Origin of the sequence: Streptomyces sp. NPDC059166, assembly GCF_042755185.1 — a bacterium.
Classification (GTDB): Bacteria; Actinomycetota; Actinomycetes; order Streptomycetales; family Streptomycetaceae; genus Streptomyces.
Window position 1 is genome coordinate 1 of record NZ_JBHZCI010000020.1, and the last position, 17,205, is coordinate 17,205.

At 71.3% G+C, this 17,205-nt stretch carries 17 protein-coding genes; 5 read left to right on the top strand and 12 right to left on the bottom strand.

What is annotated here, in order from left to right; genetic code table 11:
- Positions 1-123 precede the first annotated feature (123 nt).
- The 7 genes from ACFXOA_RS16925 to clpS all read right to left on the bottom strand — a co-directional run bounded on the left by ACFXOA_RS16925 (position 124) and on the right by clpS (position 4,985).
- Entirely contained in the window at positions 124-1,074 is a 951-nt protein-coding gene (locus tag ACFXOA_RS16925) for a cysteine synthase (RefSeq protein WP_365528642.1), read from the bottom strand.
- On the bottom strand, positions 1,074-1,352 hold the full coding sequence (locus tag ACFXOA_RS16930) for a MoaD/ThiS family protein (RefSeq protein WP_385028228.1): 279 nt from the start codon (positions 1,350-1,352) through the stop codon (positions 1,074-1,076). Before ACFXOA_RS16930 ends, ACFXOA_RS16925 begins: the two co-directional genes overlap by 1 nt.
- Before the next feature lie 97 nt (positions 1,353-1,449).
- Positions 1,450-1,578 (bottom strand): putative leader peptide, encoded by a 129-nt coding sequence (locus ACFXOA_RS16935; protein WP_385028230.1) that lies wholly within the window; start codon positions 1,576-1,578, stop codon positions 1,450-1,452.
- Between the two features lie 118 nt (positions 1,579-1,696).
- Positions 1,697-2,131: a Mov34/MPN/PAD-1 family protein gene (locus ACFXOA_RS16940; protein WP_385028233.1), complete on the bottom strand. Its 435-nt coding sequence runs from the start codon at positions 2,129-2,131 to the stop codon at positions 1,697-1,699.
- Between the two features lie 170 nt (positions 2,132-2,301).
- A complete protein-coding gene (locus ACFXOA_RS16945) occupies positions 2,302-3,732 on the bottom strand; it encodes an amino acid permease (protein WP_385028236.1) in 1,431 nt (476 codons plus the stop codon).
- Positions 3,733-4,045: 313 nt separating this feature from the next.
- Entirely contained in the window at positions 4,046-4,633 is a 588-nt protein-coding gene (locus tag ACFXOA_RS16950) for a DUF2017 domain-containing protein (RefSeq protein ID WP_385028239.1), read from the bottom strand.
- A 43-nt stretch (positions 4,634-4,676) separates the two neighbouring features.
- Positions 4,677-4,985, bottom strand: coding sequence for an ATP-dependent Clp protease adapter ClpS (gene clpS / locus ACFXOA_RS16955; RefSeq protein WP_031100168.1), 309 nt, complete (start codon positions 4,983-4,985; stop codon positions 4,677-4,679).
- Positions 4,986-5,073: 88 nt separating this feature from the next.
- Here clpS and ACFXOA_RS16960 point away from each other — a divergent pair, with 88 nt between their 5' ends.
- Both ACFXOA_RS16960 and ACFXOA_RS16965 read left to right on the top strand, forming a co-directional pair.
- Positions 5,074-6,402: a nicotinate phosphoribosyltransferase gene (locus ACFXOA_RS16960; protein ID WP_385028243.1), complete on the top strand. Its 1,329-nt coding sequence runs from the start codon at positions 5,074-5,076 to the stop codon at positions 6,400-6,402.
- 152 nt (positions 6,403-6,554) lie between these two features.
- A complete protein-coding gene (locus ACFXOA_RS16965) occupies positions 6,555-7,139 on the top strand; it encodes an isochorismatase family protein (protein ID WP_385028246.1) in 585 nt (194 codons plus the stop codon).
- A gap of 86 nt (positions 7,140-7,225) precedes the next feature.
- Here ACFXOA_RS16965 and ACFXOA_RS16970 read toward each other — a convergent pair whose 3' ends face one another.
- The gene (locus tag ACFXOA_RS16970; RefSeq protein ID WP_385028249.1) at positions 7,226-7,576 is read right to left on the bottom strand and encodes a hypothetical protein; all 351 of its coding nucleotides are present in this window, start codon (positions 7,574-7,576) and stop codon (positions 7,226-7,228) included.
- A gap of 122 nt (positions 7,577-7,698) precedes the next feature.
- Positions 7,699-10,098 (bottom strand): immune inhibitor A domain-containing protein, encoded by a 2,400-nt coding sequence (locus ACFXOA_RS16975; protein WP_385028252.1) that lies wholly within the window; start codon positions 10,096-10,098, stop codon positions 7,699-7,701.
- Between the two features lie 406 nt (positions 10,099-10,504).
- Between ACFXOA_RS16975 and ACFXOA_RS16980 the strand changes: the two genes are divergently transcribed.
- A complete protein-coding gene (locus ACFXOA_RS16980) occupies positions 10,505-10,792 on the top strand; it encodes a hypothetical protein (protein ID WP_385028255.1) in 288 nt (95 codons plus the stop codon).
- Here ACFXOA_RS16980 and ACFXOA_RS16985 read toward each other — a convergent pair.
- Together ACFXOA_RS16985 and ACFXOA_RS16990 are read right to left on the bottom strand one after the other, a co-directional pair.
- Positions 10,774-11,448 carry an RDD family protein gene (locus ACFXOA_RS16985; protein ID WP_385028257.1) on the bottom strand — a complete coding sequence of 225 codons (675 nt, stop codon included), beginning with the start codon at positions 11,446-11,448 and terminating at the stop codon, positions 10,774-10,776. The two genes, ACFXOA_RS16980 and ACFXOA_RS16985, sit on opposite strands and share 19 nt — an antisense overlap.
- A 113-nt stretch (positions 11,449-11,561) precedes the next feature.
- Positions 11,562-13,091, bottom strand: a complete 1,530-nt coding sequence (locus ACFXOA_RS16990) for an RDD family protein (RefSeq protein ID WP_385028260.1) — start codon at positions 13,089-13,091, stop codon at positions 11,562-11,564.
- Positions 13,092-13,323: 232 nt separating this feature from the next.
- Between ACFXOA_RS16990 and ACFXOA_RS16995 the strand changes: the two genes are divergently transcribed.
- The gene (locus ACFXOA_RS16995; RefSeq protein ID WP_385028263.1) at positions 13,324-13,800 is read left to right on the top strand and encodes an SsgA family sporulation/cell division regulator; all 477 of its coding nucleotides are present in this window, start codon (positions 13,324-13,326) and stop codon (positions 13,798-13,800) included.
- 16 nt (positions 13,801-13,816) lie between these two features.
- Here the strand turns inward: ACFXOA_RS16995 and ACFXOA_RS17000 are convergent, their stop codons facing one another.
- Positions 13,817-15,184 carry an FAD-binding oxidoreductase gene (locus tag ACFXOA_RS17000; RefSeq protein ID WP_385028265.1) on the bottom strand — a complete coding sequence of 456 codons (1,368 nt, stop codon included), beginning with the start codon at positions 15,182-15,184 and terminating at the stop codon, positions 13,817-13,819.
- A 97-nt stretch (positions 15,185-15,281) separates the two neighbouring features.
- Between ACFXOA_RS17000 and ACFXOA_RS17005 the strand changes: the two genes are divergently transcribed.
- On the top strand, positions 15,282-16,928 hold the full coding sequence (locus tag ACFXOA_RS17005; protein ID WP_385028268.1) for a tetratricopeptide repeat protein: 1,647 nt from the start codon (positions 15,282-15,284) through the stop codon (positions 16,926-16,928).
- Positions 16,929-17,205 lie beyond the last annotated feature (277 nt).

Genomic DNA, 17,205 nt, shown 5'->3' on the forward strand with positions numbered 1-17,205 from the left:
GGGGGGGGGGGGGGGGGGGGGCGGGGGGGGGGGGGGGGGGCCGGGGGTGGGGGGGGGGGGGGGGGGGGGGGGGGGGGCGCCCCCCCCCCCCCCCCCCTCCCGGGGTCGTGTGCTGCTGGGTGGTCAGGCCCAGAGCTGGCCGTGCAGGGTTTCGATGGCGGCTTCCGTGGTGGGTGCGGTGTAGACGCCGGTCGAGAGGTACTTCCAGCCGCCGTCGGCGACGACGAAGACGATGTCGGCGGATTCGCCCGCCTTGACGGCCTTCTTGCCGACGCCTATGGCGGCGTGGAGTGCGGCTCCGGTGGAGACGCCGGCGAAGATGCCCTCCTGCTGGAGGAGCTCGCGGGTGCGGGTGACGGCGTCGGCGGAGCCGACGGAGAAGCGGGTGGTGAGTACGGAGGCGTCGTAGAGCTCGGGTACGAAGCCCTCGTCGAGGTTGCGCAGGCCGTAGACGAGGTCGTCGTAGCGGGGTTCGGCGGCGACGACCGCGACGTCGGGCTTGTTCTCGCGGAGGTAGCGGCCGACGCCCATGAGGGTGCCGGTCGTTCCGAGTCCGGCCACGAAGTGTGTGACGGACGGGAGGTCGGCGAGGATCTCCGGGCCGGTGGTGGCGTAGTGGGCGCCGGCGTTGTCGGGGTTTCCGTACTGGTAGAGCATGACCCAGTCGGGGTGTTCGGCCGAGAGTTCCTTGGCAACGCGTACGGCGGTGTTGGAGCCGCCCGCGGCGGGTGAGGAGATGATCTCGGCGCCCCACATGGTGAGCAGGTCGCGCCGTTCCTGCGAGGTGTTCTCCGGCATGACGCACACGATGCGGTAGCCCTTGAGCCTGGCCGCCATGGCGAGTGAGATGCCGGTGTTGCCGCTGGTGGGTTCGAGGATGGTGCAGCCCGGGGTCAGGCGGCCGTCCTTCTCCGCCTGTTCGACCATGTGGAGCGCGGGGCGGTCCTTGATCGAGCCGGTGGGGTTGCGGTCCTCCAGCTTGGCCCAGATCCGGACGTCCTCGGACGGGGACAGTCGCGGGAGGCGGACCAGGGGCGTGTTGCCGACGACCGCGAGCGGGGAGTCGTACCGCATCAGCGCATTCCGCCGGCGACGGCCGGGAGGATGGTGACGTTGTCGCCGTCGGCGAGCTTGGTGGAGATGCCGTCGAGGAAACGGACGTCCTCGTCGTTGAGGTAGACGTTCACGAAGCGGCGGAGCTGGTCGCCGTCGACGATGCGCTCACGGATGCCGTTGTGGCGGGTCTCCAGGTCGGCGAGGAGGTCGGCGAGGGTGTCCCCGGTGCCTTCGACGGCCTTGGCGCCGTCGGTGTAGGTGCGGAGGATGGTCGGGATGCGGACCTCGATGGCCATGGCGTGGGCTCCTGTCGAAAGCGGGGAGGGCGTGGGGCGCGCGTCTGCTCGCCCCCGCGCGGGGGTGGTGCGTACGTGGTGGCGCTCGGACCGCGGCTCAGGCCGTGCGGTTCACGGGCAGGCGGCAGCGGGGACACATCGCGCTGGAGAGCCTGCACAGGTCGACGTGCAGCCGCGCGACGAGCAGCATGCCCGGCGTCTTGTCGCTCACGTCATGGGGAACCATGCGCTCATCGTATCGATTCCCCACCCGGGATCCGGAGTGTGATTCCACATGGTGGATGGTGGGCGTTCGCCATTCGGACATGTGTCGTCGGCGGGCGGTCCCGGAGCCGTTCAGGTGCTCAGCCGGCGGTGGGGTAGGCCTCGACGACCTCGACCTCTTCCTCGGTGATCTCGCCGTCCACGATGCGGTACGAGCGGAACTGGAAGGGGCCGGCGTCGTCGGTGTCGGCGGTGGAGACCAGGACGTAGTGGGCGCCGGGTTCGTTGGCGTAGGTGAGGTCGGTGCGTGAGGGGTAGGCCTCGGTCGCGGTGTGGGAGTGGTAGATGATCACCGGCTCCTCGTCGCGGTCGTCCATCTCGCGGTAGAGCTTCAGCAGGTCGGTGGAGTCGAACTCGTAGAAGGTGGGCGAGCGTGCGGCGTTGAGCATGGGGACGAAGCGTTCGGGGCGGCCGGTTCCGGCGGGGCCGGCGACCACGCCGCACGCCTCGTCGGGGTGGTCGGCACGGGCGTGGGCGACGATCTGGTCGTGGAGGGCCTGGGTAAGGGTCAGCATGGCGCCAGGATAAGCAGACGGGCCCCCGCGTACCGAGGAGTGGTACGCGGGGGCCCGGATGCCGGACAGGACCGTTGGGGCGGCCGGTGTCCCGCGGGTGCCGTGGCCGGAGGGGCGGGCGGGGGCCGTCGGGTTCCCTCCGGTCACGGCATCAGGTGCCGTGGTGCGGGTCAGCGCTTGCTGAAGGCGGCGTTCCCGGGGTTGCGGGCCCGGAGGACGAGGTAGGAGACGCCGAGCAGGAGAGCCCAGACGGGGGCGCAGTAGAGCGAGATCCTGGCGTCCTTGTCGATGGCCATCATGACGATGACGAGGCCGATGAAGGCGAGGGAGAACCAGCTGGTGAAGGGTGCTCCGGGGGCCTTGAAGGTGGACTGGGGCAGTTCGCCGCGGTCGGCCTTGGCGCGGTAGCGGATCTGGCAGACGAGGATCATGATCCAGGCCCACATGCCGGAGATGGTGGCGAAGGAGACGACGTAGTTGAACGCGTCGCCGGGCCACTGGTAGTTGATCCACACGCCGACGAGCATCAGGGCGGCGGAGAAGGTGGTGCCGATGAACGGCAGGCCGTTCTTCGAGAGCCTGGTGAAGACCTGGGGGCCCTGTCCGTTGAGTGCCAGGTCGCGGAGCATGCGCCCGGTGGAGTACATGCCGGAGTTGCAGGAGGAGAGTGCCGCGGTCAGGACGACGAAGTTCACGATGGCGGCGCCGATGCCGAGGCCCATCTCCTGGAAGGCGGCGACGAACGGGGAGACGCCGGGCTTGAAGGTGCTCCAGGGGACCACGGACAGGATCATGATGAGCGCGCCGACGTAGAAGACGGCGATGCGCCAGGGCACGGTGTTGATGGCCTTGGGCAGGACGGTCTTGGGGTCCTTGGACTCGCCGGCGGTGACGCCGACGAGTTCTACGGCGAGGAAGGCGAACATCACGATCTGGAGGGTCATCAGCGTGCCGCCGATGCCTTCGGGGAAGAATCCGCCGTCGTTCCACAGGTTGGAGACGGTGGCGGTGTCGCCGGCGTCGGAGAAGCCGATGGTGAGGACGCCGGCGCAGATGAGGATCATGCCGAGGATCGCGGTGACCTTGACCATCGAGAACCAGAACTCGAGTTCACCGAAGAGTTTCACCGAGATCAGGTTGGCGCCGTACAGGATGAAGGTGAACACCAGTGCGGACAGCCATTGCGGAATGTCCCACCAATACGTCATGTAGGTGGCGGCGGCGGTCACTTCGGTGATTCCGGTGACGACCCAGAAGAGCCAGTACGTCCAGCCGGTCACGAATCCGAAGAAGGGGCCGAGGAATTCGCGCGCGTACTCCGAGAAGGAGCCTGACACCGGGCGGTACATGAGGAGTTCGCCCAGGGCGCGCATGATGAAGAAGATGACCAGGCCGGCGATGGCGTAGGCGAGGATGAGGCTCGGTCCGGCCCTGTCGATGGCCTTTCCGGCGCCCAGGAAGAGGCCTGTGCCGATGGCTCCGCCGATGGCGATCATCTGGATCTGGCGGGCTCCGAGGCCACGCTTGTAGCCCTCGCCCGCCGGGGCGCCGACGGCGTCCGCGCCGTCCTGCTGCCCCTTGTCGACCTTCGCCGATGTCATGGTGGTGCGCCTTTCTCCACGCCGATCCGCGCCGCCTTCGGCAGCGGATCAGGTCCTGATCCCCCCGGATATGGATGGAGTGCCGCCGGCGTTCGGCCGGTCTGTGGCGCCCCCGGGGACAGGGGTGGCGTCCCCGGGCGGTCGTGAAGATCTATCACGGACGCCCGAGGGCGCCGGAGAACATTCTGTGGCACACACCACAGGGAAAAGCGGACAATTGTTTCCAGGTAAGGCAAAGAAGGCGGACCCTATGGCGGGATCGTTATTCGGATTTGAGGATCCGTTGAGCGAACGCCCTGGCGCGCACTCCTGCTCAGTCGGGCATGAGGGTTTCGACGAGTGTTTCCTGGAGTGCGCCGAGCCACAGATAGGCCATGACCATCGGTTTGCGCGGGTCGCTGTCGGGGAGGCGGTAGAGCGCGCCGTCCTGCCCCTCGTCCTCGTCGGAGACCTCCAGGCGGGTCCCGATGGTGAGCCTGAGGTCGTTGAGGGAGCCCAGCCAGTGGTGGCATTCGCCGGGCGTGAGGGCGAGCACGGCTCCGCCGTCGGAGACCGGCTGGAGGGCGTCGAGCGTCCGCACGACGGCCAGGGCGTCCTCCCGCTTGCGGCTGCGCAGGTCGTTCTCCGTGAAGCGGCGGAACTCGGCGGACGCCTCGCGCAGTTCCTTGTCCTCGTCGCCGTAGGCCTCGGGGAAGAGCCGGGCGAGGGCGGGGTCGGAGGGCGGCTCGCTGGGCCCTTCGGCGAACAGGGCCGCCAGGGGGTCCTCGCCGTCGGCGGGCTGGTCGCCGGGGCCGATCAGTTCGAGCAGCTGGACGGTGAGGGAGCGCAGGATGGCGATCTCGACCTCGTCGAGGGCGACGGACGCGCCGCCGCCTGGGGTGGCCTCGAAGTGGCCGGCCATGGATTCTCCGATGAGTGGGTCGGACGGAGGGGCAGCGGTCGGGTCAGTTGCGGTCCTGGGTCAGCGTGGCCCAGAGCCCGTAGCCGTGCATGGCCTGGACGTCGCGTTCCATCTCCTCGCGGCTGCCGCTGGAGACGACCGCGCGGCCCTTCTGGTGGACGTCGAGCATGAGCTTGTGCGCCTTGTCCTTGGAGTAGCCGAAGTAGGCCTGGAAGACGTACGTCACGTAGCTCATGAGGTTGACCGGATCGTTGTGCACCAGCGTCACCCAGGGGACGTCGGGCTCGGGGACGGCGAAGGTCTCCTCGGCCGATTCGGGACGTTCGATCTCTACGGGGGCAGCAACGCTCACCTACCCCATGCTGCCACCACTGAGGGGCCCGCGCACAAACGGCGCCCCCATCTCGTCACTTTGACGAATAGGGAGTAGCATCCCCGGCATGAACTCAGCGGACCTTGGGCGACGGGTCGGTGTGCCGTCGACCGCGCTCTTCACCGACCAGTACGAGCTCACGATGGTGCAGGCCGCACTGAAGGCAGGCACCGCGGACCGGCGCTCCGTCTTCGAGGCGTTCACGCGGCGGCTGCCCGAGGGCCGGCGCTACGGCGTCGTCGCGGGCACCGGGCGGGTGCTGGACGCGGTGGAGAACTTCCACTTCGACGACGAGATGCTCGGCTTCCTGCGCGACCAGCGGATCGTGGACGGGGCGACCGTGGACTGGCTGGCCGACTACCGCTTCAGCGGCGACATCTGGGGTTACCCGGAGGGCGAGGTGTACTTCCCGGGCTCGCCGCTGCTGCGGGTGGAGGGCTCCTTCGCCGAGTGCGTGCTGCTGGAGACCGTGATCCTCTCGATCCTCAACCACGACTCGGCGATCGCCGCCGCCGCGTCCCGGATGTCGGCGGCCGCCGGGGGCCGCAGGCTCATCGAGATGGGTGCCCGGCGCACCCACGAGCTGTCGGCGGTGGCGTCGGCCCGCGCCGCGTACATCGGCGGGTTCCACACCACCTCGGACCTGGCTGCGGGCTTCCGCTACAACATCCCCACGGTGGGCACGAGCGCGCACGCGTTCACCCTGCTGCACGACAGCGAGCGGGACGCCTTCCGGGCCCAGGTGGACTCGCTGGGCCGCGGGACCTCCCTCCTGGTCGACACCTACGACGTGACCGAGGCGGTCCGCACGGCGGTGGAGATCGCGGGGCCCGAGCTCGGCGCCGTACGCATCGACTCGGGCGATCTGCTGCTCGTGGCGCACCGGGTGCGCCAGCAGCTGGACGAGCTGGGCGCCACGGAGACGAAGATCGTGGTGACGTCGGATCTCGACGAGTACGCGATCGCCTCGCTGGCCGCCGCGCCCGTGGACTCGTACGGGGTCGGCACCCAGCTGGTCACCGGGAGCGGGCACCCGACGTGTTCCATGGTCTACAAGCTGGTGGCGCGCGCGAGGTCGGCGGATCCGGCCGATCCGCTGCTGCCCGTGGTGAAGAAGTCGCTGGGCGCGAAGTCGTCACGGGGCGGCCGCAAGTGGGCGGCGCGCCGGCTGGACGCCGCGGGTACCGCGGAGGCCGAGGTGATCGGCAGCGGGGACGTCCCGGCGGAGCTGGTGGAACGGCAGCTGCAGGTGGAGCTGGTCAGGGGCGGCGAGGTCGTCGGACGGGAGCCGCTGGAGGCCGCCAGGGACCGGCACATCGCGGCCCGGGCGGGCCTTCCGATGTCGGCGATGCAGCTGTCCCGCGGCGAGCCGGTGCTGCCCACCGAGTACCTCTGAGTGCCGCGCGGGGGCGGGGGCCCGTGACGCCCGGCGCGAGAGCCGGTGCGTATGCCCCCTCCCGCGGGGTGCGCCGAGTCTCTAGGCTCGGTGGCGTATCCGCCCGCCCTTCTCCGTACACACCGCCGACCCCCCATCGAAGGACACACGTCATGCATCGCGCGTTGATCGTCGTTGACGTCCAGAACGACTTCTGCGAGGGCGGCAGCCTCGCGGTGGCGGGCGGCGCCGATGTCGCCGCCGCCATCACCGACCTGATCGGTCAGGCCCAGCCCGGGTACAGCCATGTGGTGGCCACCCGCGACCACCACATCGACCCCGGTGACCACTTCTCCCCCTCCCCCGACTTCGAGCACTCCTGGCCGCCGCACTGCGTCGCCGGTACGGAGGGGGTGGGATTCCACCCGAACTTCGCTCCCGCGGTGGCCTCGGGCGCGATCGACACCGTCTTCGACAAGGGCGCCTACGCGGCGGCCTACAGCGGTTTCGAGGGTGTCGACGAGAACGGCGTCGGCCTGGCGCAGTGGCTGCGGGACCGCTCCGTGACCGCTGTCGACGTGGTGGGCATCGCCACGGACCACTGTGTGCGGGCCACCGCCCTGGACGCGGCCCGGGAGGGGTTCGCCACGCACGTGCTCCTGGACCTGACGGCCGGTGTCGCCGAGGGGACCACGGAGCGGGCCCTGGAGGAGCTGCGGACCGCGGGTGTGGAGCTGACGGGCAAGCCGGTCGTCTGACGGGTCACCGCGCCCTCGCGGCCACCGCGCCCTGCGCGCCCTCGCGGCCACCGCGGGTCCCGGGGGGGGGCATGCACCGGCCGGGCTCAGGCCGCCGGGCGGGCGGGGCCGGCGTAGCCGGCGGTGCCGAGCAGGGCCCGTATCGGGTGCCAGAGCTCCTGGCTGCCGGTCTGGGGCGCCGTGCGGCGCCAGAGCAGCCCGTCCGGGTGGTGCAGGACCGCCGTTATCTCGTCCGGGGTGGGCGGCTGGGCGTTGCCGCGGAGGTAGACCGCGCGCAGCCCCAGGTTGCGCAGCCTGGTCAGGGCGCGCGCCCTGTTCGCCGCGTGGACCAGCACCCGTACGGGCGCTCCGGGGCCGGCGCCGTCCGCCGGGCCGTGCAGGGCCAGTGCCACGACCACGGTGCCGCCGGGCAACCTGCAGAAACCTCCGCCTGCCATGCTTCGCGCTCCCCCGTAAGACTTCGTGTCAATAAGGATCGGTAGGACGCACCTAAACACGACCGGCCGCCGCCCCGCTAGGGGGCGACGGCCGATCATGGTTTGACCAGGCTTTTTTCGGACTACTTGCCCGAGGGGCCGACCTTCACGATCATCGTGGCGCCGCTGAGCGGCTCGCTGACGATGGTGATCCGGGTGTTGGTGTCAGTAACCTTGACGCTTCCGGTCGGGTTCTCCTCGTACCAGTAGGTGCCCTTGCGGTCGTCGAAGACCGGGACGCCCAGCGAGGGCTTGATCTTCAGCGCCACGTCCGCGTTGTGCAGCGTGAAGCCCTTGTTCGGGTACCAGCTGAACGGCGCGTCGAACGGCTGGATCTTGTTGCGCAGGATCGAGCCGTTCGTCCACTTCAGCGGCTTGGCGTGGGAGTCCACCGGAAGGATCAGCCCCTGGCCCGGGTGGACCGAGGTGTTGTTGTCCTTCTGGGAGGTGTCCCAGAGCCAGACCATCAGGCCGTTCTGGTACGAGTAGTGCTCGACCCAGTCGGGGCGGGTGGTGGTGAAGCCGAAGTTGTACGGGCCGACCTCGAGGGTCTTGTCGTACGAGACGTACTGGCGGTTCTCGGCGAGGTAGTACTGCGGGTAGTCGTTGGTGAACGACTCGCCGATGCGCGAGAAGCCCTTGCCGGTCCAGCCGTTGTCGTCGCCCTCGGCGTCGTCCGAGAAGAGGACCGCGCCGTCGGCGGTGACGGTGATCGCGTCCGCGGCGAAGCCCTTGCCGCCCGCGCCGCCGTCCGTCTGGTAGCGGAAGCGGAGGTCGATCTTCTGGCCGGCGTAGGCGTCCAGCGGGTAGACGAGCTTCTTGTACGCGCCGGAGACGTCGGTCAGGGCCGGCTTGTCGCTGGCGTCGCGCGGGATGGCCTTGCCGTCGGCGGTGCCGTCGAGCGCGGTCCAGCTGGTGCCGCCGTTGGTGGACACCTCGGTGTAGAGGTAGTCGTAGTCGGCCTCGATGTCGTACCAGCCGGACAGGTCCAGCGAGGCGGACGACTTGCCGGTCAGGTCGACCGAGCGGGTCAGGGTGTTCGACAGGTCGTCACCCATGTCGCTCCACCACTGCTTCGAGCCCTGCGCGGGCTTCGTCACGGTGGTGGTGACTTCCTTCTCGGGAAGCTCGACGACCAGCGCCTGCTTGTCCTTGGTGTTGTACTCCGAGACACCCAGCTTGTGGAGGGAGTTCGTCGCGGCCTTGGCCGTGTCGTAGTCGAGCCAGCCCAGCTGGAGCTTGTCCCAGGCGGTCATGTCGCCCGGGAGGTTGCCTATCTGGCCGTCGCCGGTGCCGAGCCAGGAGCCGGCCGACATCAGGGACCAGAAGCCGACGGAGTTCTCGCCGCCGCCGGAGGTGTCGTACAGGTCCGGGAGGCCGAGGTCGTGGGCGTACTCGTGGGCGAAGACGCCCAGGCCGCCGTTCTCGGGCTGCGCGGTGTAGTCACCGACCCACATGCCGGTGTCGCCGATCTCGGCGCCGCCCGCCTTGTTGCCCTCGGGGCCGGTGGCTCCGGCGTTGGTGCCGTAGGCGTACCAGCGGTGCGCCCAGATGGCGTCGGTGCCCTCGACGCCGCCGCCCGCGGACTCGTCCTCGCCGGCGTGGACCAGCTGGAAGTGGTCGATGTAGCCGTCGGGCTCGTTGAAGTTGCCGTCGCCGTCGTAGTCGTAGCGGTCCCACTGGTCGTACTGGGCGAGGTCGGCCTTGATCTGGTCCAGGGTGCGGCCCTTGGCCTTCTGGTCGGTGACCCAGGCGTTCACGCCGTCGCGGACGGTGTCCCAGACGTTGGCGCAGTTGGTGGAGCCGCAGTAGTTGGAACCGTAGCGCGCCTCGTTGTAGGGGACCTTGACCCAGTCCGAGACCTCGCCGTCGACCGAGTAGCGCCCGGAGGACGTCTTCTCGTAGTAGGTCTTGAGCGATTCCTTGCCCTTGCCCTCACCGAAGTAGAGGTCCTGGAAGTGCTCCTGGTCGTAGTCGGCCTGCCAGGCGGTGCTGTTGTCCTTCGCCGGGTCGGGCTCGGCTATCTCGTTGTGCTGCGGGCCGGGCGTCCCGCCGTACTTCTTGACGGGCGGCTTGGGGCCGTCGCCGTCGGGGTCGAACATCGTGGTGTCGTCGACCTTGTCGCCGAACTCCACGAGGATGGTGAAGATCTTGTCGGTCTTCTCGCGGCCGAGCTCGACGTACTTGCTCTTGCCGAGCTGCACGACCTTGGAGCCGCCGCGGGTGGTCACCTTCTTGTCCCCGGACAGGACCTGCTCCAGGGCGGACTGCCGCTGGGCGTCCTGCTCCTTGCTGAAGGGGCCTTCCAGGTCGTGCTCCTGCGCCTTGACCGGCGCGGGGTCGCGCCGGTCGACGACGGAGGCACCGGAACCTGATGCCCTGTCATCCGCCTGGGCGGTGGCGAAGGTCGACGCCGTCGCGGCGGTGGCGGCCAGCGCCACGGCCACCGCGGTGGCGCGTAGCGCCCGTCTCTGAGTGATCACTTGATGCAGTCCTCCCCGGCGTTCGCGTCCGCGGCCGGGCGGTGGGTGGGTACGGGGCCGCGCGCGATTGAACGCGTCACAAGTGACGACATTCGATCGGAGTTATGAGAGAAAAGACAGACCTTGACTTGCACAGGCCAAGTGCACTATGCGGGAGCCGAATTCCGATATCCGGACGCCCCATCAGCCGTTCCGCGGACCTGCCGACTCCGACCGGCGCGCCGAGACCGGAATCCGGCAACCACGTGACTCCGTGCGCCCCCCGTGCACCGGTACCGTGGGTTAGGTCACGCTTACTCATCGTCCCGCACGGGCATCCACCGTCGTAGAGTCGATTGACAGTGCGAACGCGTCGAGAGACGTGTCGAGAGACTCCCCAACCGACGCCCCGAGGACGGATATCGCCATGCCGCGTCCGACTGCCGCACAGTACTTCTCCGGTTCGGCCACCGTCGTCGTCTCCGCCCTGGCCCTGCTGCTCCTCCTCGGCGTGGAGTCGGGCCCCGGCGTCGCGGCCGTCTGCGCCGCCTCCCTGGTGCTCGGCCTGCTGGTGGCTGCGGCCCTGCCGTCCCGCACGGCCGCGACCGCGACGACGGCCGCGCCGTCGATCGAGGTCAGGGCGCACCGCATGGCCGAGGACCTGGAGCGCGCCGCCGGCCGGGAGCGCGTCAGCGGTCAGACCTCGCGCCGCTGAGCGTCGGGCACGGTGACGACCACGGTCTTGCCCGCCTTGTCCTGCAGGCCCTGCCGGTACGGCTTGTCCGTGAACATCAGCACGATGTTGATGAGCCACCACAGGCACGGGCAGCAGAGCAGCGCCGGGACCCAGAGCACGACGGCGCGCATCAGCGCGGAGCTCGTGTCGGGGACCGAGCCGTCGTTGAGCATCGCGACGCGCATCTTCAGCAGCCGCTTGCCGGGCGTCCGGCCGTCCTTGTGGGTGAAGTAGGTGTCGTAGGCGACGTAGACGACCAGCCCGATGAGCGACCAGACGAGCTGGTGCCCGCTGTAGGCGTCGCCGACGGCGTTGCCGAAGTCCTCCCCGTCCTCCGACGTGACGTCGACCGCCCCGCCGAAGGGCAGCGAGATCAGGTACAGCGGGATCGAGATGATGAGGAAGTCGATGAGTCGCGCCAGGATCCGCTTGCCCGGTTCGGCCAGCGGCGGCATGCCCGCCAGCGGATCCGCGCCACCGTACGGGCCCCCGCCGCCGTACGGGTCGTTCGGCGGAGGCGGGGGCGGGGGCCCGCTGTCGTAGGGGGAACCGCCCTGCGGGGGCGGCGGCCCCTGCGGTGGCCGCTTCGAGAAGGGGTCGTCGTCGGGCGGCGGGGGTGGCGGCTGGTTGCTCATGGGGGCAGTGCACCCCGGCCCGCCGGGGCCCGCAACGGCTGAGGTCCCTTCGGGGGACGGGGCGTCAGCACACGGGCGTACGGGTTGTCAGCGCACCGGTACGCGGGTGGCTCTCACCCCGCGACGAAGGTGCGGGCGGCCTTGTCGTGCCAGCACTGACGCCACGGACGGTCGATCAGGCACCAGAGCACACCGACGACTCCGACGAGGAGGAGCCCCAGGACCCCGTACACCAGCCAGCGGCGCAGGGCGGCGCCCACGCCGGGCGAGTCATGGGACTCGATGTCCCGGACCTCGATGCCGCAGAGCCTCTTGCCCAGCGTGCGGCCCCACTTGGCGGTGGGCAGCGCCTCCAGGAGGAAGCCGAGGACCAGGAAGGCGGCGAGGACTCCGCCGAGGAGGGTGGCCGTGGTGGAGTCGAGGAGCCAGACCGTGACGGTCTCGCCCGACAGCTTCGCCGCGTCGATCTTCCGGTCGATGTGGTCCGTCGCCCGGGAGACCAGGGGGACGGCGGCCGCGCCGACGAGGGCGCCGAGGACGACGGTGTCCACCAGTCGCGCGGCGAACCGCCTGCCGAGGCCCGCCGGTCGGGCCGAGGCCTGGGACCGGGCGAGCTGCTGGAAGGGGTCGTCCACCGGCGGCTTCCAGGGCACCACGGGCTGCTGCTCGGGGCCCGCACCCGGCTGTCCGGAGCGGACCTGCGGCGGACCGGCCTGCTGCCCCTGGCCCGGCAACTGGTGCCCCTGTTGCGGCCAGGAGGCGCCCGCCCCTCCCGGGTCAGGTGCCGCGGGCGTGACGGGCGCGGGCGTCTGGCGCTGCGGGACGGCGGGCAGGGACGCCTGGGGCTGCGGGGTGGGTGCGGGCGGCCGGTGCCGGGGGGTGGCGGGTGCGGGCGGCCGCGCGGTGCCGGCGGGCGGCACGGCGCGGATCGCCATGGTGCCTTCGGCGGGCACGCGGCCCTCGTCGCGCGGCTGCGGGGCACGCGCCGGACCGCCGCGGCCGACCGCCCGGATCGTGACCGTGCCGTCCGTCGGCGGGCGGGTGCCGGAGCCGTCCCCGGCGACGTCGGGCCGGACGGGGTCCGCGCCACCGGCGACCGCGTCGCCGCCGTCCCGCATGCCGGGCAGGGCACCGCGTACGGGATCCTCGGCGCCGGTGGGCACACCACCTGACGGGGCGCCACCCGCCGGGCCGTCCTCGGCGGACGCGGGCCTGCGGGGCTCGGGCGTACGGGGGTCCTGGCCGCCGCCCCACGAGACACGGTTGTCGCGTTCACCGCCGAAGCCGGTCTGCCGCGACGTGTCCGCCTGCCAGGCCGAGGCGGGCAGGGAGCGGCCCGGGGGCGCGACGCCCTCACCGCCGTGGCCGGGCTCCTCGACCTCGTCGAGGTACATCGGCCCGGTCTCGTCCACCGGGGCGGTACGCGACACCGGGGACGGGCCGGACGACGGGGAGGGGGCGGTGCCGGGCCGCCCGGCGGACTGCGTGGCGGGGGGCGTCCCGTCCTGCTGGGGTGCGGGCCGGCTCGTGCCGGGGACCCACGAGGCGCCGTTCCAGTACCGGACGTATCCGGGGATGGACGGGTCGGGGTAGTACCCCTCGCGGGGGTTCTCGTCACCGGGTGCCGGGGTTGGGGCGCTCATCACCGTGGTCCCGTATCTCTTCGTGGCCTCATGCCGGCCGACCTCCATACAAGGGTCCACATCTATCAGACCTCCGAGTGCCCCCGGGCCCGTCCTGACGTTTGGACCACTTTCAGGGTCCGGAGAAGATTTTCTGGGAAGTCGCGTCATAGACGTCGGGGAGGGCGCTCTCTCCTTGTGCGGACCGGTCGAGGGACCGGCCCCTACGAGCATCGGAAGGTCGTGCACCCGCATGCAGAACGCCGTGGAACGCGAGCTGGAAGTCAAGCTGGTCCTGTCGCCCGAGCGGTCCGTCCCGGTACCCGCCCGGCTGTCCTACTTCACCGACGACCCGTACGCCGTGCACATCGCCTTCCACATCGGCTCGGACACGCCCGTGCACTGGACGTTCGCCCGGGAACTGCTGGTGGAGGGTGTGTTCAGGCCGTGCGGTCACGGGGACGTGCGGATCTGGCCGGCCAAGGTCGACGACCGGGGCCTCATCTGTGTCGCCCTCACCTCGCCCGACGGCAACGCGCTGCTGGAACTGCCGTCGGTCGCGGTGTCCGCGTGGGTGGAGCGCACCCTGCGGATCGTCCCTCCGGGGACCGAGAGCACGCTGCTCGGTCTGGAGGACGCCCTCACCCGGCTGCTCACCCCTCTGCCGGCCGACGACCTGTGGCTGAGCGACCCCTGGTCGCAGGACGAGCCGAAGGACGGCGAGGGCTGAGCCGTGGCGGAAGGGCTCAGAAGAGCTTGCCGGGGTTGAGCAGTCCGAGGGGGTCGAAGGCGGCCTTGATGCCGCGCTGCACCTCGACGCCCACCTCGCCCAGTTCGCGGGAGAGCCACTCCTTCTTCAGGACACCGACCCCGTGTTCACCGGTGATGGTGCCCCCCAGTTCCAGGCCGAGCGCCATGATCTCGTCGAAGGACTCACGAGCCCTGCGGGACTCGTCGGCGTCGGTGTGGTCGAAGCAGACGACGGGGTGGGTGTTCCCGTCGCCCGCGTGGGCGCAGACACCGATGGTCAGCCCGAACTTCTCCGCGATGGCGGCCGTGCCCTCGATCATCTCGCCGAGCCGCGAGCGGGGCACGCACACGTCGTCGATCATCGTGGCGGACCGGACGGTCTCCAGGGCGGGGAGAGACAGCCGGCGCGCCTGCATCAGGAGTTCGGACTCGGCGGTGTCCTCGGCGGGCACCACCTCGGTCGCCCCGGCCGCGGTGCAGAGCTCACCGACCGCCGCGAGGTCGGCGGCCGGGTCGGGCGTGTCGAAGGCGCAGAGGAGAAGGGCCTCCGTGGACTCCGGGAGGCCCATGGACGCCATCGCGTTGACGGCACGGACGGTCGTACGGTCCATCAGTTCGAGGAGTGACGGGGTGTGTCCGCGCTCCATGATCCGGCACACCGCGTCGCAGGCGGCGGCCGCCGAGGGGAACTCGGCGGCGAGCACGAGCTGCTGCGGCGGCTGCGGGCGCAGGGCGAGCACAGCTTTGACAACGATGCCGAGGCTTCCCTCGGAGCCGACGAAGAGACGGGTGAGGTCGTAACCGGCCACCCCCTTGGCGGTGCGCCGTCCGGTGTTCAGCAGCCGCCCGTCGGCCAGGACGACCTCGAGGCCCAGGACGTACTCGGCGGTCACCCCGTACTTCACGCAGCACAGCCCGCCGGACGCGGTGCCGATGTTGCCGCCGATGGTGCACATCTCCCAGCTCGACGGGTCGGGCGGGTAGTAGAGACCGTGCTCGTTCACCGCCCGGGAGAGGGTGGCGTTGACGACGCCCGGTTCGACGACCGCGATCCGGTCGACCGGGTTGATCTCGAGGATGCGGTCCATCTTCACCAGCGAGAGCACGATGCAGCCGTCGGATGCGTTCGCCGCGCCCGAGAGGCCCGTCCGCGCACCCTGGGGCACGACGGGGACGCGCAGCGCGGTGGCGGTCCGCATCACGTGCTGGACCTCTTCGACCGTCCGCGGGAGCACCACCACGGCCGGGGAGCCGGCCTCGCAGAAGCTGGCCATGTCGTGGGCGTACGAGGCGGTGACGTCGGGGTCCGTGATCAGCGCCTCGGCCGGAAGCCCCGCGCGCAGTCGTTCGAGAAGATCATCCATGATCCAAGCCTGACACCCGGGGCCAATGGTGTGAACCCGTCTGCGTCACCCTTCGGACACCACGATGTGATCTTCGTACTGACGCAGAGTGATGGCCATGGATGCCAAGTCGCAGCAGATCCCGGAGCCTCTCCCCTCCACCCTGCCGCCCCAGGGTGCGACGGCCGTCCCCCAGCCCCCCGCGCCGATGCGCACCACGCTGCGCCGGGCGGCGTTCGGTGCGGTGGCCGGCGCCGTGCTCGTGGCCGGAGCGGTGATCGCGGTGCCGGACGAGGCGGAGAAGGCCCCGCCGCCCGTGGCCGGGCCCGTGGCGAGGGCCGAGGCCGCCGCGGCTGCGGGCTCGCCCGCGTCCCTGTCGGACCTGACGGCTCTCATCGGCGACCGGCAGAAGTGGGTGGAGACGCATCCGGCGGACGCCCCGTCCTGGGCCACGCTGGGCACCGCGTACGTCGAATGGGGACGGCGCTCGGCGGACGCGTCCTACTACACCCGGGCCGAGCAGGCGCTCCAGCGCTCGCTGGCCGCCCAGCCGGGTGAGCGGGGGAACTCGGGGGCCTGGGTGGGGCTCGGGGCACTGGCCAACGCCCGTAACGACTTCCTCGCCGCGAAGAAGTGGGGCGAGACGGTCCGCGCCCGGCAGCCCAAGGACTGGACGGCCTACCCGGTGCTGATCGACGCGTACGAGGGGCTCGGTGAGTACGCGTCGGCGGCGAAGGCGACGGAGAAGTTCGCCTCCCTCCGCAAGGGCGCCCCCGCGCTGGCCAGGACCTCCGAGATGTACCGCAACCAGGGGTGGCGGGAGGACGCCCTCGCCGCGGCGCAGGAGGCGGCCGACCGCGCGGCTTCCCCCACGGAGAAGGCGGAGGCGCTGAACCGGCTGGGCGCGCTGGCCGCCGAGCGCGGGGAGCCGGACGAGGCGCTCGCCCAGTACGACGCCGCCCGGCGGACCGACCGCGGCAGCCTCACCTCCCTCGCGGGCCGGGCGCGCGCCCTGGTCGCCCTGGACCGCGCGGACGAGGCGCTGGTGGACTACCGGACGGTGACGACGAAGCTGCCCCGCCCCGCGTACGTCCTCGAACTGGGCGAGCTGTACGAGTCCCTCGGCCTGGACGGTGACGCCCGCACGCAGTACGCCCGGCTCCGCGGCCTCCTGACGCAGGCGAGGACCTCCGGGGTGGACGAGTCGCTGACCGAGGCCCGCTTCGAGGCCGACCACGGCGACCCGGAGGCCGCGGTGGACCTCATGCGCACCGCGTGGGAGGGACAGCGCCGCAGCGCCGCCGTCGCGGACACCCTGGCCTGGTCCCTGCACCGGGCCGGCCGCAGCGAGGAGGCGATGCAGTACGCGGAACGGGCGGTGGAGACGGGCGTACGGAACGCCTCGTACTCCTACCACCTGGGCGTGATCGAGAGCGCCCTCGGCCAGGACGGCCCGGCCCGCGGGCATCTGCAGGACGCGCTGCGCACCGACCCGCGGTTCTCACCGCTGGGCGCCCCGCTCGCCCGGGAGGCACTGGACGCTCTGGGTGAACCGGCGGAAGGCGGACCGGCACAGATCCTGCCGCCCTCCCAGGCCCCTGCCCCCGAACCCCCGGCGTCGGCCCCGGCGCCTGAGCCGGAGCGGAAGCAGGAGCAGGAGCAGGAGCCGAAGTCCGGGCCCTCACCGGATCCGACGCCCTCGCAGCCGGCCTCACCGTCCGCCCGCGCACCGGGGACGGGGGCCTCGGCGAGTCCCCGGGCGTGACGGGAGCAGGACCGGCAGGACGGAGGAGGGCCGCCCGGGGCTTCGGGCGGCCCTCCTCCGTCCGGTACGGGGGCACCCGGCCGAGGGCTTCGCGCTCATGGCGGGTGCCACGCGGCCGGGCCCCGCCGGAGACGCGCGGCCGGGAGTGCGGCGGCCGAGCGGGCCTCGGGCACGCGGGCTCCCGGGCCGTACGGAACCCCTGCCGCCGGGTCACCGGCCGCGCTGGATCCCCGGCGCCCGGATCACCGGCCGCGGGGGATCCGCGCCGCCCGGGTCA

Bases quoted from the DNA above. Each gene is read 5' to 3' on its own strand.
- ACFXOA_RS16935 (WP_385028230.1), bottom strand. From the start codon at position 1,578: ATGGTTCCCCATGACGTGAGCGACAAGACGCCGGGCATGCTGCTCGTC.
- ACFXOA_RS16980 (WP_385028255.1), top strand. From the start codon at position 10,505: ATGCCGCGTCCGACTGCCGCACAGTACTTCTCCGGTTCGGCCACCGTC.
- ACFXOA_RS16925 (WP_365528642.1), bottom strand. From the start codon at position 1,074: ATGCGGTACGACTCCCCGCTCGCGGTCGTCGGCAACACGCCCCTGGTC.
- ACFXOA_RS17000 (WP_385028265.1), bottom strand. From the start codon at position 15,184: ATGGATGATCTTCTCGAACGACTGCGCGCGGGGCTTCCGGCCGAGGCG.
- ACFXOA_RS16970 (WP_385028249.1), bottom strand. From the start codon at position 7,576: ATGGCAGGCGGAGGTTTCTGCAGGTTGCCCGGCGGCACCGTGGTCGTG.
- ACFXOA_RS16995 (WP_385028263.1), top strand. From the start codon at position 13,324: ATGCAGAACGCCGTGGAACGCGAGCTGGAAGTCAAGCTGGTCCTGTCG.
- ACFXOA_RS16985 (WP_385028257.1), bottom strand. From the start codon at position 11,448: ATGAGCAACCAGCCGCCACCCCCGCCGCCCGACGACGACCCCTTCTCG.
- ACFXOA_RS16965 (WP_385028246.1), top strand. From the start codon at position 6,555: ATGCATCGCGCGTTGATCGTCGTTGACGTCCAGAACGACTTCTGCGAG.
- ACFXOA_RS17005 (WP_385028268.1), top strand. From the start codon at position 15,282: ATGGATGCCAAGTCGCAGCAGATCCCGGAGCCTCTCCCCTCCACCCTG.
- ACFXOA_RS16930 (WP_385028228.1), bottom strand. From the start codon at position 1,352: ATGGCCATCGAGGTCCGCATCCCGACCATCCTCCGCACCTACACCGAC.
- ACFXOA_RS16990 (WP_385028260.1), bottom strand. From the start codon at position 13,091: ATGAGCGCCCCAACCCCGGCACCCGGTGACGAGAACCCCCGCGAGGGG.
- ACFXOA_RS16960 (WP_385028243.1), top strand. From the start codon at position 5,074: ATGAACTCAGCGGACCTTGGGCGACGGGTCGGTGTGCCGTCGACCGCG.
- ACFXOA_RS16950 (WP_385028239.1), bottom strand. From the start codon at position 4,633: ATGGCCGGCCACTTCGAGGCCACCCCAGGCGGCGGCGCGTCCGTCGCC.
- ACFXOA_RS16945 (WP_385028236.1), bottom strand. From the start codon at position 3,732: ATGACATCGGCGAAGGTCGACAAGGGGCAGCAGGACGGCGCGGACGCC.
- ACFXOA_RS16940 (WP_385028233.1), bottom strand. From the start codon at position 2,131: ATGCTGACCCTTACCCAGGCCCTCCACGACCAGATCGTCGCCCACGCC.